Source organism: Microbacterium sp. MYb64, assembly GCF_002979495.1.
Lineage (GTDB): Bacteria > Actinomycetota > Actinomycetes > Actinomycetales > Microbacteriaceae > Microbacterium > Microbacterium azadirachtae_A.
Map to the genome: position 1 here is coordinate 61934 of NZ_PCOW01000006.1, position 13377 is coordinate 75310.

A 13377-nucleotide genomic window follows, 5' to 3' on the forward strand; every position below is an offset into this window, starting at 1 on the left:
GAGGCGGCCCGCGCGATCCCGGAACCGTCGTGTCGCGACATCGCGACTAGCGATTCACGACCGATCGCTCATCTGGAGAGCGAGTGGCGTCATCGGATGAGGGTCCTGTCGTCTCTCAGGTGCACGGCGTTCGCGGGTCGAGACCCCTGATCTCGGCCCGCGATTCCCATCGTCGTGTTCGCCTGCCGGCTGTGGGGCGGGGTCGTCGCCCAGCGGTCGTCTCCACTGTTCGTGGAGTGGGCGAGGTGCGGCCGGACAGGGTTCCGGCCGCACCGAATCCCGCAGACGCGGGGCTTCGGAGCCGTCTGATGAGGCGATACGCGCGGTATCAAGATGAAGGAGAACCACTCGTGAGCGGGAAGCGCAGCGACAGCCGCGGAGGGAGCAGGGGGAGCGCTCCTCTCCATCGCCATTGGCTCCTCGATGAATCCGCCGGAGCACCGATCTGGAGCATGTTCCTCTTCGCCCTGATCCTCATCGGACTGGGGATTCTCGTGCTCGCGGTGGCGCGACTTGGGTAGCACGGCGCGAATCAGGCACGAAGGCACTGATCTTCTCGAGCTCGAACACGACGATGAATGGGATGGGGGAACGCTCGGCGCGTCGATCGCCTCGGTCGCCGCGATGATCGGCGTTCATCTGATCGGCGCCGTCATCGTGGTGATCGGCATCGCCGGGGCCGGATCTCTCATCGCGAACACCTACGGGCCGTCGGTCGCAGCGCTCGGGCGTTCCCTCGGACTGGGGTGATCTCAGGCGTCGCCGTGCGGGTCCAGCCGGTTCAGGGTCGCGACGGTCTGCGCGTAGTCGCCGCGCACCTCGCCGAAACGGAGCAGCTTCACGTTCTCCACGAGGATCTCGTGCGCGTCGGGCTGCGCCGCGATGAGGGCCATCGTCTCGTCCACGAAGTCGTCGAGCGGCATCGCGAACGGGCTCTCGCTCTGGCCGGGCATGAGCTCGGTCGCGACGGCGGGCGGGACGAGCTCCAGCACCGAGACGCTCGTGCCGTCGAGCTGCAGCCGGATCGACTCCGACAGCATGTGGATCGCGGCCTTGGTCGCGTTGTAGGTCGGCGTGACGCGCAGCGGGGTGTGCGCGAGCCCGCTCGAGACCGTGACGATCGTCGCGGAGGGGCGGCTCTGCAGATGCTCGATGAGCGCCGCGATGAGCCGGATCGGGCCGAGCAGGTTGGTCGTCACGATGTCCTCGGCGTCGGCGAGGAAGCCGGCGCCACGCCAGTCCTCGACCCGCATGATGCCCGCCATCGCGATGAGCACGTCGAGCTCGGGGTACGACGAGACGACCTCGGCGGCGGCCGTGCGGATGCTCTCGGGATCGGCGGTGTCGATGCGCACGGTGCCGAAGCCGTGCTCGGCCGCGAGCTGCGCGAGGAGCTCGGCACGGCGACCGCCGATGATCACGGTGTTGCCCGCGGACTGCAGGCGCAGCGCGAGGGCGAGGCCGATGCCGCTTGTCGCGCCGGGGATGAAGACGGTGTTTCCGGAGATGTTCATGACTCCAGGCTCGGCGGGATCCGATCCGACGATAAGAGACCGGGTGATCGGGGGATCCGCGATCCCTGTTTGCGGATCCCCCGACGCCGGACAATGGATCCATGGACCGCATCGCCCTCGCCGACTTCCTGCGCCGTCGCAGGGAGGCGCTGCGTCCCGGCGACGTAGGCCTGCATGAGGGTGCGCGCCGACGGGCGCAGGGCCTCCGCCGCGAAGAGGTCGCCCAGCTCACCGGCATGTCCGTCGACTACTACACGCGCCTCGAGCAGCGGCGCGGACCGCAGCCGAGCGAGCAGATGCTCGCCGCCCTCGCCCGCGCCCTGCGGCTCACCTCCGACGAGCGCGACTACCTGTTCCGCACGGCGGGGCACTCGGCGCCCGACCGGCACAGCACGCTGCCGCACGTCGCGCCGGCTCTGCTCAGGGTGCTCGACCGCCTCGAGGACACCCCGGCGCTCGTCCTGTCGAACCTCGGCGAGACGCTCGTGGCCAACCGGATGGCGCAGGCCCTTCTCGGCGATCCGTCCGAGCGCACCGGGCTCGCCCGCAGCGACGTCTACCGCTGGTTCACGGATCCCGCCGCCCGGTCGGTGTATCCGGAGGAGGACCAGGCGCGGCACGCCCGAGCGCAGGTCGCGGGGCTGCGCGCCGCGTACGGCGCGATGGGGGCCAGATCACGGGCGGGCGAACTCGTGCGCGCGCTGCAGGCGGAGAGTCCCGAGTTCGCCGAGCTCTGGGATCGGCACGAGGTCGCCGTCCGCTTCGAGGATCACAAGACCCTGGTGCACCCCGAACTCGGGCCGATCGAACTCGACTGCCAGGCGCTCTTCACCGAGGACCAGTCGCAGGCCCTGCTCGTGCTCACCGCGCCGCCGCGCACGGACGGCTGGCACAAGCTGCAGCTGCTGTCCGTGATCGGCGCGCAGCGGTTCGAGGCGGCGGCCGAACAGCGCTGACGAGCTGCCTCAGGAGAGCGGGAAGGTCGCCTCGACGCGCAGGCCGCCCTCCGGTCGCGCGGTCAGGACGAGGGATCCGCCCAGCACCTCGACGATCGAGCCCGCGATCGCCAGCCCAAGGCCGGATCCGCCGTGCCCGCCATCGCGCGTGCGGCCGGCGCCGCGCTGGAACGGCTCGACGAGGGTCGCGACCACCCCGGGGTCGAGCCGTTCTCCGGTGTTCTCCACGACGAGCGCGCCCTGGCCGCCGAGGCTGACCGTGCGCACGGACGCGGATCCGCCGGAGTGCAGGTTGTGCACGAGCGCGTTCTGCACGAGGTTCAGGGCGAGCTGGTCGAGCAACGCCGCGTCCCCGTGCACGATGACCGGATCGCCGACCACGTCGAGCCGCACATCGTGGGCGGCTGCGACGTCGTGCAGCAGCTCGACCGCGCCCTCGGCGGCGAGCGAGAGGTCGACCGGGGTGCGTGCCGGCGGGCGCGCGTCCAGCCGGGTGAGCAGCAGGAGCGCCTCGGTGAGCGCGATCGCACGCTCGTTCGCGGCGCGGAGGCGCACGAGCAGCTGCGGGACGTCCGGATCCGGATCCGCCTCGGCGACGTCGAGCAGGGCGCGGGTGATCGCGAGCGGCGTGCGCAGCTCATGCGACGCGCTCGCCGCGAACCGGCGCTCGCGCTCCATGTCGTGCTGGATCCGGTCGAGCATGCCGTCGAACACGTCGGCCAGGCGGCGGAACTCGTCGTCGCGGCCCGGCAGTGCGATCCGCGCGTCGAGGTCGCCGTCGCGCACCGCCTGCGCGGTCTCGCCGATCACGGTGAGGGGGCGGAGCACCCGGCCGGCGAGGAACCAGCCGCCGAGCACGCCGAGCGCGATGAGCCCGAGGAACGCCCAGGTGGCCGGCGGCACGAACGCGCGGATGATGTCCGTGCGGTTCGGCTCCCAGGTCGTCCCCGCGATCGGGTCTGTGCTGTAGACCGTTCCTTCCGGCACGTAGCGCAGGAGCCACAGCGCGACGACGCCGAGCAGCACGGCGCCGGCCACGGCCACGAGCGCCACGTAGCTGAGCGTGAGACGCCAGCGGACGGACAGCCCGACGGCCCTGGCGGTGCGCAGGGGGAGCGCGGGACTCGGAGGGGCCGCGGGACTCGGAGGGGCCGCGGGACTCGGAGGGACCGCGGGGCTCGGCGGCGCGTCAGGCATTCCCCGTCCGTCCCGGCGTCGTCGCATCCTCGGCTGTGTCCATGTCCAAGGTCTCGTCCTCGTCGCGGGCGTCTGAGCCGGTCCCCTCCGTGTCGATCCGGTAGCCGACGCCCGGCACCGTGAGGATCACCCAGGGCTCGCCGAGCCGTTTGCGCAGCGACGACACCGTGATGCGCACCGCGTTCGTGAACGGATCCGCGTTCTCGTCCCAGGCGCGTTCGAGCAGCTCCTCCGCGCTGATCACTCCGCCGCCGGCCTCGACGAGCACCTGCAGCACGGCGAACTGCTTGCGGGTCAGGGCGACGTAGCGCCCGTCGCGGTAGACCTCGCGGCGGAACGGGTCGAGCCGGATCCCGGCCAGCTCGTGCACGGGCGGCGTCGACCGTGGGGCGCGGCGCGCCAGCGCCCTGATCCGCAGGATCAGCTCGCGCATCTCGAACGGCTTCGTCAGGTAGTCGTCGGCGCCGAGCTCGAAGCCGCTCGCCTTGTCGTCCAGGCGATCGGCGGCCGTGAGCATGAGGATGGGCAGTCCGGATCCGGAGGCGACGATCGCCTGCGCGATGGCATCGCCGCTGGGACCCGGGATGTCCCGGTCGAGCACCGCCACGTCGTAGGCGTTGATGTCCAGCATCTCCAGGGCGACGTGCCCGTCTCCGGCGGTGTCCGCGGCGATCGCCGCGAGACGCAGCCCATCACGGACCGCTCCGGCCAGGGCGGGTTCGTCCTCCACGATCAGCACACGCATGCCAGAAGCCTAAGCACACCGGCATATCGCCGGCGTATGCGAAATCGCGTACGGCCGGGCAACGTCCGACTCGATGGGGTGGAGGCATGGACACGAACACCTCTGCTCCGCTCCGACCCGGATCCGCGCCGGACCGGATCCTGCATCGGGATCCACACGACGACGGCGCGCCCACCGCGGCGCTGACTCCCGTCCCGCAGCACATGCAGCCGCGGAAGTCCCTGCGACGTCCGCGACTGTTCCGGATCGTCGTGACGCTGACGGTGCTCGCCACGCTGGGCGCCGGCACCGCGGCGGCCGTGATCACGGCCGCCGTCGCGTCGCGGCCGGACTATCCGAGCACGGGTGCGGTCACGGCGGGCGGGGGTGACGGGTCCGCCTCGGCACGCAGCGGCGGGACGCCGACCGTCGACGACGGCTACCTCGCCGACGGCGACTCCGTGTCGCTGTCGGATTCGGTGCCGGCGGTGACGAACCTGGATCCCGGACTGCGCGAGGCCCTCGGGCAGGCGCTCGCCGCCGCAGAGGAGGATGGGCTCGAGCTGCGCGTGGCGAGCGGCTGGCGCTCGAAGGCGTATCAGGCGTGGCTCCTGCGCGACGCCGTGCGCACCTACGGATCCGAGGCCAAGGCGGCGCGCTGGGTGGGCACTCCGGAGACCTCTCAGCACGTCAAGGGTCAGGCGGTCGATATCGGTCCGTACGACTCGGCGGACTGGCTGAACCGCCACGGTGCGCAGTTCGGGCTTTGCCGCACGTACGACAACGAGGCCTGGCACTTCGAGCTGAGCCCCTCGGCGATCGACCAGGGATGCCCGCCGATGTTCCGCGATCCGACCGAGGATCCCCGCATGCGCGGGTGAGCGGCGGTTCGGCCTGCCCAGGCCCTCTACTTATAGAAGCCGTCGCGCAGGTTGATGCCGTGCTCGAGCCAGACCTTGAGGGCCGCAAGCATGCCGGTCCATCCCTCGCAGTTGCCGAAGGCGCTCTTCGCTCCCCCCGCGGTCGCCCGCCAGGTCGACTCCGTGATCGTGACGAGCGTGCGCGCGCCGTCGTCGATCGGGGCGAACTCGAACACCGTGCGCGTGGTGCCGGTGTCGTTGCTGCCGGGCGCGGCCGCCCACTCGATCACGATGCGCTCCGGCGCTTTGGCCTCGATCACCACGACCGGGAAGCGGCCGGGGAAATCGGCGAAGTCCCAGCTGACATCGGCGTCGGGCTCGAGGCGGCCCTGTGCGCCGCCGGTGGTGAAATAGCGCGAGAGCTGCGCCGGATCGGCGACGGCCTCGTAGACCTCCGCCGGTGGCCGGGAGACGCGGCCCGAGACGGAGAAGGACAATTCGCTGAGCGGAGCCATGTCCGCAGTGACTTCGATCTGAGACATGTTGTAAGATTACAACATGAATTCGGAGAGGGGAACCGGCGACGACGATCTCGTCTTCAAGGCACTCGCCGCCCCCATCCGGCGCAGGATGCTCGATGCCCTGCGCGAGGCGCCGCGAACCACGGGCGAGCTCTGCGCGTGCTTCCTCGAGCTCGACCGCACCACGGTGCTGCAGCACCTGAAAGTGCTCGAGCGCGCCGAGCTCGTGATCGGGCGCCGCGAGGGCAGGGAGCGGCACCTCACGCTCGCCCCGCTGCCCATCAAGCGGATCCACGATCGCTGGATCGGGGCCTACGCCGCGGCTGCCGTCCAGCTGCTGGACGACCTCGACCGGGGCTGACGACGGGGCCGGGATTTCAGGCCGGGGCGGGGCCCTCGGGCGGCGGAGGGGCGTCGAGGCCGCGTTCCGAACTCAGTCGATACGGTGCCCGAGCATCGAATTCTCCACCAGGCGGCCCGGATCGACTGAGTTTCGCACCAGCGCGCCCCTCGGCGTCTGTCCCCTAGCTCGGATCCTCAGCTCTCCGGGGCCATCTCGAAGTCGTACCAGGCCGGCACGGGGCGGTCGGGGAAGGCCTCGTGCCACAGCGCGGACATGCTCAGTTCGCCCTCGCGGAGGTTGGGCACCTCGAAGCGGCCCTCGAGGATCCGGCCCGCCGTCTCCCGGTCTCCGGCGGCGAGGGCGGCGCGGATCTCCACCACGCGGAACCGGCCGAGCTCGCGCGTCTCCGCGGGCAGGGTCCCGAGCAGGGTGCGCACCTCGTCCGCGCGCCCGTCGGCGAGCAGCGCCTCGGCGAGCTCGAGGGTGAGCGGGACGAGGTCGGGGGCCAGTTCGCGCGCCTCGGCGAGCCGGCCGACGCCCTGCTCCTGCGCCGCGGTGCCGCCGCCGTCGGACTCGCGCAGCGCCAGCGCGAGTCCGCGCAGGGCCCAGGCGTTGCGCCGATGGCGGAGCGACGCCTCGTAGTGCGAGATCGCGGTGCCGTGCTCGCCCCGCGTGTGAGCGGAGACGGCGCGGTGGTAATGCGTCAGCCAGGTGGCGGGGGCCTCGGCGAGCAGGTGATCCCACTCGTCCCCGACGACATAAGAGGCGGGAGCCTCGGACGGATCCGGCTCCGTGGTGCCCGCGGGCGCGTCGTCGAGGAGCCCTGCCCAGTAGGCGCCCTCCTCGCCGTCGCGGACGAACCGCACGCCGGCGAGAGGGTCGAACGCCGAGCCCGTTCGCGCGGCGAGCTGCTGCTCGAGCGCGCCCCAGGGCGAACCGACCGAGAGCAGGGCGTCCGGAGCCAGGTCGGCGGCGGCCTCGAGCCGCGCGATGCCGGCGGATCCGGCCGCGTCAGCCGTCTGCAGCACCTGGGCGCCGACCGTCGCGACGTCCTCGGTCCAGGCGCCGTCGAGGCGCGGATCCGCGAGCTGCAGCGGCAGGAAGGTCTCGGTCCACTCCCACGTCGCACCTCCCGGCATGCGCAGGTGCTCGTACTGCGTGGCGGCGAGCCCGGCCTGGATCTCGAAGTAGGCGCCGGTCTCGCCGCCGAGCCAGTCGCACCAGTTCCGTCCGCCAGGGGTGTCGCCCCAGACGAAGAGCTTGCGGCCGAGCAGGCGCGCGGTCGAGATGTGCGCGAGGCCGGATCCGTCCGCGTCGACCGCGGCGATCCAGGGGCGGGGCGACGGCGCGGCGTCGTCGCCGGCGGCGTCCGCCGCGAGGCCCGGGGCGAGGTCGAAGAAGTAGTCCGCGGCGGCGGGCGCGGATGCGGGGAGGCGCGGATCCGTCTCCGTCAGGTCCACCCGGCCGAGCGTGCCGTCGTAGCCGGTCATGTACGCGTGGGTCGCCGGGGCGAACACCCGGCTGCCCTCGCTCTGCGCGACGGCGATGTTGGTCCACCAGTACATCCCGGTCTCGCGCTCGCGGGGGTTGCGCACCCGAACCCGCACGTGCAGGGCGGTGCCGTCGAGCGTCGCGTCGAGCTGCACGATCAGCCCGCGCACGCGCTCGTACTCCCACATCCGCAGGATCGGCTCTCCGTCGGCGCCGGTGATCTCGGCGGCGTACAGCGGGGAGCAGGTCAGCGGCCAGTGCCCGCGCATGCCGATGTTCCACTCCGCGCCGCCGGAGAACCAGGCATCGCGGAGGGCCAGGTTCGCCGGCTGCTGGATCGCATTGCGGTACACGAGGTCGCGCCCTGTGGTCTTGTCGAAGAGGCGCACGAGGCGTCCGCCGAGGTCGAGGGCGAACTCCGCCCGCAGCTGCTCGTTCTCCAGCACCGCGACGCGCATCGGCGCGGGTGTGCGCTCGCGGTCGTAGCCGTCCTGGAGCAGGTACGGATGGATCGACGTGACCTGCCCGTACCGGATGTTCGCCGCCATCTCGGCGGGAAGGCCCTCCGTCGTGGCCTGGTAGGGCGCCTCCGGCATCGCCGCGATCGCGGGGAGGGGGTTCGAGGATCCGACAGGGGCGGTGGGGAGGACGACCTGGGTGACGGTCAACGTTGCGCTCATCGTGGACCAGTATCCCCGCTCCGCCTATGCCCCCGGAAGCCCTCACCCCCGGATCCGCGGTTCCTTCATCTTCGGGTCGTCCCTGTCAGCGGAGCCCCTGGCGTGCGCTCACGGGGACGACCCGGATCCGCCCTCACCACATCTCCGAGTCGTCCCCGTGAGCGGAGCCCGGAGCGTGCGCTCAGGGGGACGACCCGAAGGTGGTGGGGTCGTGGGGGCGCGTACGCTGGGCGGGTGCCCGAGTTCCCGTATGCGCGGCTGCGTCGGTTCCCCGACGTGGAGGCGCCGAACCTTCAGGCGTGGGACGCGACGGACGAACTGCTCGTCGCGCGGGCGCTGACCTTGGCGGCCGAGCGCGGGATCGACGGATCCGCGATCGCGATCATCGGCGATGGGTACGGCGCGCTCACGCTGGCGCTGACCGCGGCCGGCCTTGACGGCGTGCGCGTGCACCAGGACCTGGTGACCGGACGCCGGGCACTCGCGCGCAACGCGGCCGAGCTCGAGGCGACGGGCTTCGACGCGCACGAGCTCGATGCCGAGCTGCTGCGCGGGGCGCGGCTCGTGCTGCTGCAGCTTCCGAAGGGTCTCGCCGAGCTCGAGGAGATCGCGGACACGGTCGCGCGCGCCGCGGCGCCCGATGCCGTGCTGCTCGCCGGCGGACGCGTGAAGCACATGACATTGGCGCAGAACGACCTGCTCGCCCGTTACTTCGGCAGGGTGCAGCCGCAGCGTGCGGAGCGGAAGTCGCGCCTGATCGTCGCGACGGATCCGCTGCCCGTGCCGCAGGATCCGCCGTTCCCGGTGTCGACGACGCATCCCGAATACGGCCTCACGCTGTGCGCGCACGGCGGGGCGTTCGCCGGAGACCGCATCGACATCGGCACGCGCGTACTGCTCGACGTGATGCGCGACCGCGCCGCCGAACTCGCCGGGCTTACCGCACCCACCGGGCTCGCCCAGCGCGACGGGTTCACGGCCGTCGATCTGGGCTGCGGAACGGGCGCGCTCGCGGCGTCTCTCGCGCTCGCGGTTCCCGACGCCCGCATCATCGCGACCGACCGTTCCGCTGCCGCGGTGCGCTCGGCCCGCGCCACGATGGTCGCGAACGGGGTCGCCGATCGGGTGACCGTGACGCTCGACGACGCGGGATCCGAGATCCCCGACGGATCCGTCGACCTCGTGCTGCTGAATCCGCCGTTCCACCTCGGCGCGACCGTGCACGAGGGCGCCGGGCGCCGCCTCATCGACGCTGCCGCGCGGGTGCTCCGCCCCGGCGGAGAGGTCTGGACCGTGTTCAACTCGCACCTCGACCACCGTCGTGCGCTCGCCGCCGCCGTCGGTGACACGGAACAGCTCGCGCGCACCCCGAAGTTCACGGTGACGCGGTCCGTCCGGCGCTGAGCGCGCCCGGCGCCGCGAGCCTCGAACCAGCCCGGGAACAAGCCCCCGAATCAGCCCAGATCCAGCCCAGATCCAGCCCCCGAACGAGCGCGCACACCCTACGTCATCGACCTCGGATTTGCCACGGGATCAGGTTCTCGTTACGTTGGAATGCGGGCCTGACGGCCCAAGACCAGTCCGCGGCCGCGTCCTTCTTTCGATTCTGCTGTGCACGAAGAGGCGTGGGCGTACGGTCGATGATCTCTGCTGAGGATCCGAAATCCTCCTCCTGCGCCGCCAGCATGGCTTCCTTCGAAACGGCCCTGTGATCATCACCCGGGCGAGACCGATGCAGGCCTCCCCGATGGGTGAGGCCGCGGGGGAAACGTGTCCGAAACCGCTCTGGAAGCGCGTCATCTGTTCAAGGTGTTCGGGAAGAATCCGAACCAGGCCATCCGCCGGCTGAAGGCCGGCGAGAGCCGATCCGAGGTCGCCGACGCCGGCACCGCCGCCGTCATCGACGCGAGCTTCACCGTCAACCGCGGTGAGATCTTCGTCATCATGGGACTGTCCGGATCCGGCAAGTCCACCATCATCCGCATGCTCAATGGCCTGCACGACGCGACGGACGGATCCGTCCTCGTCGCGGGAGATCCGATCACCGGCATTCCGGCCTCGCGCCTGCGCGAGATCCGCCGGGACCGCGTCTCGATGGTGTTCCAGCACTTCGCCCTGCTGCCTCACCGCACCGTCGCCGCGAACGTGGCGTACCCGCTCGAGCTCAAGGGCGTCGGCAAAGCGGAGCGCCTGGCCAAGGCCGAGGAGATCCTGGGCCTCGTCGGCCTGGAGGGGCAGGGCGAGAAGCTGCCCTCCGAGCTCTCCGGAGGCATGCAGCAGCGCGTCGGCATCGCCCGTGCGCTCGCCGCCGACACCGACATCCTGCTGATGGACGAGGCGTTCAGTGCGCTGGATCCGCTCATCCGCCGGGAGATGCAGGAGCAGCTGCTCGAACTGCAGCAGAAGCTGCAGAAGACCATCGTGTTCATCACGCACGATCTGAACGAGGCCATGTTCCTCGGCGATCGCATCGCCGTGATGCGCGACGGCCGCATCGTGCAGATCGGCACGCCGGAGGACATCCTCACCGACCCGGCCAACAGCTACGTCGAGCAGTTCGTGCAGGACGTCGATCGCGCCCGCGTGCTCACCGCCGCGAACGTCATGGAGCGCCCGCGCCCCGTCGTCTCCGAGAATGCCGGCCCTCGCACCGCGCTCAAGCAGATGCGCGACGCGTTCATGTCGGCGACGTACGTCGTCGGCCGCGACCGCAAGCTCATCGGAATCGTCACCGACCGCGACGTCGTCAAGCTGATCCGCCGCGGCGAGAGCACCCTCACCTCGGTGCTCAAGCCCGCGGCCCAGGTGGTCGACGAGGACGAGATCCTGATGAACCTGTTCATCCCCGCGGTCGAGTCGCCGCTGCCGCTCGCTGTGGCCGACGCGGAGGGCCGCCTCGTCGGCGTCATCCCGCGCATCACCCTGCTCGCGGCACTCGGCCCGGGTTCGGGCGCCACGGGCGAGATCAACCTGCCGGTGCTGCCGCTGCCGCAGGCGGAGGTCGACGCCGTCCTCGACGACGGCTGGACCGCCGAGACTTCGCCGAAGACGCCGCACTCGCCGAACACACCGGACGCGCCGACCGAGGAGGTCACCCGATGAACGTCCTTCCGATCGGATCCTGGGTCGCCGTCGCGGTCGACTGGATCAAGGCCAACCTCGACGGGCTGCTGCACGTCATCTCGACGGTGGTGTCGTTCCTCGTCGACGGCCTGAGCTTCGTGCTGCTGATGCCGTGGTTCTACGTCGTCATCGTCATCGCCGCGCTCATCGCGTGGCTCGTCCGCTCCTGGCGCCTGGCCATCGGCACCGTCATCTCGTTCGGACTCATCGTCGCGATGGGCCTGTGGGTCCCCGCGATGCAGACGCTCGCGCTGGTGCTCGTGGCCGGCGCGGTCGCCGTGCTGATCGCGATCCCGCTCGGCATCTGGTCCGCGCGCAACGCGACCGTGCGCGCGGTGCTCAAGCCCGCACTCGACTTCATGCAGACGATGCCCGCCTTCGTCTACCTCATCCCCGCGATCGTCTTCTTCAGCATCGGCGTCGTGCCGGGCCTCGTGGCCACCGTCATCTTCGCCCTGCCGCCGGGGGTGCGCTTCACCGAGCTCGGTATCCGCGGTGTGGACTCCGAGACCGTCGAGGCCGGACAGTCGTTCGGTGCGACGCCGGGCCAGATCCTGCGCGGGATCCAGCTGCCGCTCGCGATGCCGACGATCCTCGCCGGCGTCAACCAGGTCATCATGCTCTCGCTGTCGATGGCCGTCATCGCCGGAATGGCCGGTGCGGACGGGCTCGGCAAGCTCGTGGTCGAGGCGATCTCGACCGTCAACATCGCCAAGGGCGTCGAGGCCGGTCTCGGCGTCGTGCTGATCGCGGTCTTCCTCGACCGGGTCACCGCCTCGCTCGGGTCGCTCGGCGAGCACCCGGCCTCGCTGCTGGGGATGATGGCGCGCCGGCGCACCGCGCGGCGCCTCGCGGCGGCTCCGGCCGTCGCCGTCACCACCCCGGAACAGCCCGCCGAAGAGAAGGAGCTGCAGAATGCGTAAGAGCAGGATCACCGCCCTCGCCGCCCTCGGTGTCGCGGCCGCCCTCACCCTGGTCGGATGCGCGAGCGACGGCGCAGGAGGCACGCTCGAGATGGCGGGCAAGGCTCCGTCGAACGGTACGGGCTCCGGCGACAAGGGGACCATCACGATCGGCTTCCTGCCCAGCTGGACCGACGGGCTGAGCACCGCGTACCTGCTGCAGGACCAGCTCGGCAAGATGGGCTACGACGTCAAGATGCAGACGCTGTCCGACGCGGGCCCGCTGTACGCGGGGCTCTCGCAGGGCGACGTGGACGTCTTCCCGTCGGCGTGGCCCGAGGTGACCCAGAAGGCGTACATGGACCAGTACAAGGGGTCGATCGAGGACCTCGGCACCTACTACGGCAACGCCCGCCTCACGATCGCGGTGCCGACCTACTCCGACATCGATTCGATCGACCAGCTCAAGGGCAACGCCTCGAAATTCGGCGGCAAGATCATCGGCATCGAGCCCGGTGCCGGCCTCACCGGGCAGACCCAGAAGATGATGCCGGAGTACGGCCTGGACGGCGAGTACCAGCTGGTCACCTCGTCGACCGCCGCGATGCTCACCGAGCTGAAGTCGGCGACCGAGAAGAAGCAGGACATCGCGGTCACCCTGTGGCGGCCGTTCTGGGCCAACAGCGCCTTCCCCGTGAAGGACCTCAAGGATCCGAAGGGCGCGATGGGCAAGCCGGAGGGGCTGCACTTCCTCGGCGCGAAGGGCTTCGCCGAGAAGCATCCCGAGGTGGCGGAGATGATCGGGAAGATCAAGCTCGACGACGCGCAGTACGGCTCGCTCGAGGACATGGTCGTGAACCAGTTCGGCGAGGGCAAGGAGCCCCAGGCGATCGACAAGTGGATCCAGGAGCACGGCGGCGACTTCGACTGGGTGCAGAAGTAGCACCCAGCAGGGCAGCCGCCCGCTGATACCGGCCTCGGTCCTTCCCGGATCGGGGCCGGTATGCTGTACCCCCATGGGGTATCGGATCCGCTCGGGGGGCACGTCGTCGACGTGGTCGTGGGC

Annotated in this window: 13 protein-coding genes; 8 read left to right on the forward strand and 5 right to left on the reverse strand. The window is 71.0% G+C overall.

Annotation, left to right across the window (positions count from 1 at the left end; genetic code table 11):
* Positions 1-624: 624 nt before the first annotated feature.
* Positions 625-750, forward strand: coding sequence for a hypothetical protein (locus CQ044_RS19795; RefSeq protein WP_258133201.1), 126 nt, complete (start codon positions 625-627; stop codon positions 748-750).
* Between the two features lie 2 nt (positions 751-752).
* On the opposite strand, the gene CQ044_RS07730 is transcribed toward CQ044_RS19795, so the two are convergent.
* Positions 753-1514 (reverse strand): SDR family oxidoreductase, encoded by a 762-nt coding sequence (locus CQ044_RS07730; protein ID WP_105687929.1) that lies wholly within the window; start codon positions 1512-1514, stop codon positions 753-755.
* 101 nt (positions 1515-1615) lie between these two features.
* On the opposite strand from CQ044_RS07730, the gene CQ044_RS07735 reads away from it, so the two are divergent.
* Positions 1616-2470, forward strand: a complete 855-nt coding sequence (locus tag CQ044_RS07735) for a helix-turn-helix transcriptional regulator (RefSeq protein WP_105687930.1) — start codon at positions 1616-1618, stop codon at positions 2468-2470.
* A 9-nt stretch (positions 2471-2479) separates the two neighbouring features.
* Here CQ044_RS07735 and CQ044_RS07740 read toward each other — a convergent pair whose 3' ends face one another.
* Entirely contained in the window at positions 2480-3667 is a 1188-nt protein-coding gene (locus CQ044_RS07740; protein WP_181158219.1) for a HAMP domain-containing sensor histidine kinase, read from the reverse strand.
* Positions 3660-4412, reverse strand: coding sequence for a response regulator transcription factor (locus tag CQ044_RS07750; protein WP_105687931.1), 753 nt, complete (start codon positions 4410-4412; stop codon positions 3660-3662). The genes CQ044_RS07740 and CQ044_RS07750 overlap by 8 nt, the downstream gene beginning before the upstream one ends.
* Before the next feature lie 86 nt (positions 4413-4498).
* Between CQ044_RS07750 and CQ044_RS07755 the strand changes: the two genes are divergently transcribed.
* Positions 4499-5272, forward strand: coding sequence for a M15 family metallopeptidase (locus CQ044_RS07755; protein WP_258133202.1), 774 nt, complete (start codon positions 4499-4501; stop codon positions 5270-5272).
* A 26-nt stretch (positions 5273-5298) separates the two neighbouring features.
* Here CQ044_RS07755 and CQ044_RS07760 read toward each other — a convergent pair whose 3' ends face one another.
* Positions 5299-5793, reverse strand: a complete 495-nt coding sequence (locus CQ044_RS07760; protein WP_258133203.1) for an SRPBCC domain-containing protein — start codon at positions 5791-5793, stop codon at positions 5299-5301.
* A gap of 16 nt (positions 5794-5809) precedes the next feature.
* On the opposite strand from CQ044_RS07760, the gene CQ044_RS07765 reads away from it, so the two are divergent.
* Complete coding sequence (locus tag CQ044_RS07765) at positions 5810-6133, forward strand: helix-turn-helix transcriptional regulator (RefSeq protein ID WP_105687932.1); 324 nt, start codon at positions 5810-5812, stop codon at positions 6131-6133.
* Between the two features lie 176 nt (positions 6134-6309).
* Here the strand turns inward: CQ044_RS07765 and CQ044_RS07770 are convergent, their stop codons facing one another.
* Positions 6310-8286, reverse strand: coding sequence for a DUF5107 domain-containing protein (locus tag CQ044_RS07770; RefSeq protein WP_105687933.1), 1977 nt, complete (start codon positions 8284-8286; stop codon positions 6310-6312).
* Positions 8287-8520: 234 nt separating this feature from the next.
* Here CQ044_RS07770 and CQ044_RS07775 point away from each other — a divergent pair, with 234 nt between their 5' ends.
* From CQ044_RS07775 to CQ044_RS07790, 4 genes are all read left to right on the forward strand, one after another.
* The gene (locus CQ044_RS07775) at positions 8521-9690 is read left to right on the forward strand and encodes a class I SAM-dependent methyltransferase (protein ID WP_258133204.1); all 1170 of its coding nucleotides are present in this window, start codon (positions 8521-8523) and stop codon (positions 9688-9690) included.
* A gap of 366 nt (positions 9691-10056) precedes the next feature.
* Positions 10057-11388 carry a glycine betaine/L-proline ABC transporter ATP-binding protein gene (locus tag CQ044_RS07780; RefSeq protein WP_105687935.1) on the forward strand — a complete coding sequence of 444 codons (1332 nt, stop codon included), beginning with the start codon at positions 10057-10059 and terminating at the stop codon, positions 11386-11388.
* Complete coding sequence (locus CQ044_RS07785; RefSeq protein ID WP_105687936.1) at positions 11385-12332, forward strand: proline/glycine betaine ABC transporter permease; 948 nt, start codon at positions 11385-11387, stop codon at positions 12330-12332. The genes CQ044_RS07780 and CQ044_RS07785 overlap by 4 nt, the downstream gene beginning before the upstream one ends.
* Entirely contained in the window at positions 12325-13254 is a 930-nt protein-coding gene (locus CQ044_RS07790) for a glycine betaine ABC transporter substrate-binding protein (protein ID WP_105687937.1), read from the forward strand. Before CQ044_RS07785 ends, CQ044_RS07790 begins: the two co-directional genes overlap by 8 nt.
* Positions 13255-13377: the final 123 nt, after the last annotated feature.

What these genes read in the sequence shown, in the direction of transcription:
- CQ044_RS07770 (WP_105687933.1), bottom strand. Translation starts at nt 8,286, where the DNA reads ATGAGCGCAACGTTGACCGTCACCCAGGTCGTCCTCCCCACCGCCCCT.
- CQ044_RS07765 (WP_105687932.1), top strand. Translation starts at nt 5,810, where the DNA reads ATGAATTCGGAGAGGGGAACCGGCGACGACGATCTCGTCTTCAAGGCA.
- CQ044_RS07755 (WP_258133202.1), top strand. Translation starts at nt 4,499, where the DNA reads ATGGACACGAACACCTCTGCTCCGCTCCGACCCGGATCCGCGCCGGAC.
- CQ044_RS07760 (WP_258133203.1), bottom strand. Translation starts at nt 5,793, where the DNA reads ATGTCTCAGATCGAAGTCACTGCGGACATGGCTCCGCTCAGCGAATTG.
- CQ044_RS07785 (WP_105687936.1), top strand. Translation starts at nt 11,385, where the DNA reads ATGAACGTCCTTCCGATCGGATCCTGGGTCGCCGTCGCGGTCGACTGG.
- CQ044_RS19795 (WP_258133201.1), top strand. Translation starts at nt 625, where the DNA reads ATGATCGGCGTTCATCTGATCGGCGCCGTCATCGTGGTGATCGGCATC.
- CQ044_RS07730 (WP_105687929.1), bottom strand. Translation starts at nt 1,514, where the DNA reads ATGAACATCTCCGGAAACACCGTCTTCATCCCCGGCGCGACAAGCGGC.
- CQ044_RS07750 (WP_105687931.1), bottom strand. Translation starts at nt 4,412, where the DNA reads ATGCGTGTGCTGATCGTGGAGGACGAACCCGCCCTGGCCGGAGCGGTC.
- CQ044_RS07735 (WP_105687930.1), top strand. Translation starts at nt 1,616, where the DNA reads ATGGACCGCATCGCCCTCGCCGACTTCCTGCGCCGTCGCAGGGAGGCG.
- CQ044_RS07740 (WP_181158219.1), bottom strand. Translation starts at nt 3,667, where the DNA reads ATGCCTGACGCGCCGCCGAGCCCCGCGGTCCCTCCGAGTCCCGCGGCC.
- CQ044_RS07790 (WP_105687937.1), top strand. Translation starts at nt 12,325, where the DNA reads ATGCGTAAGAGCAGGATCACCGCCCTCGCCGCCCTCGGTGTCGCGGCC.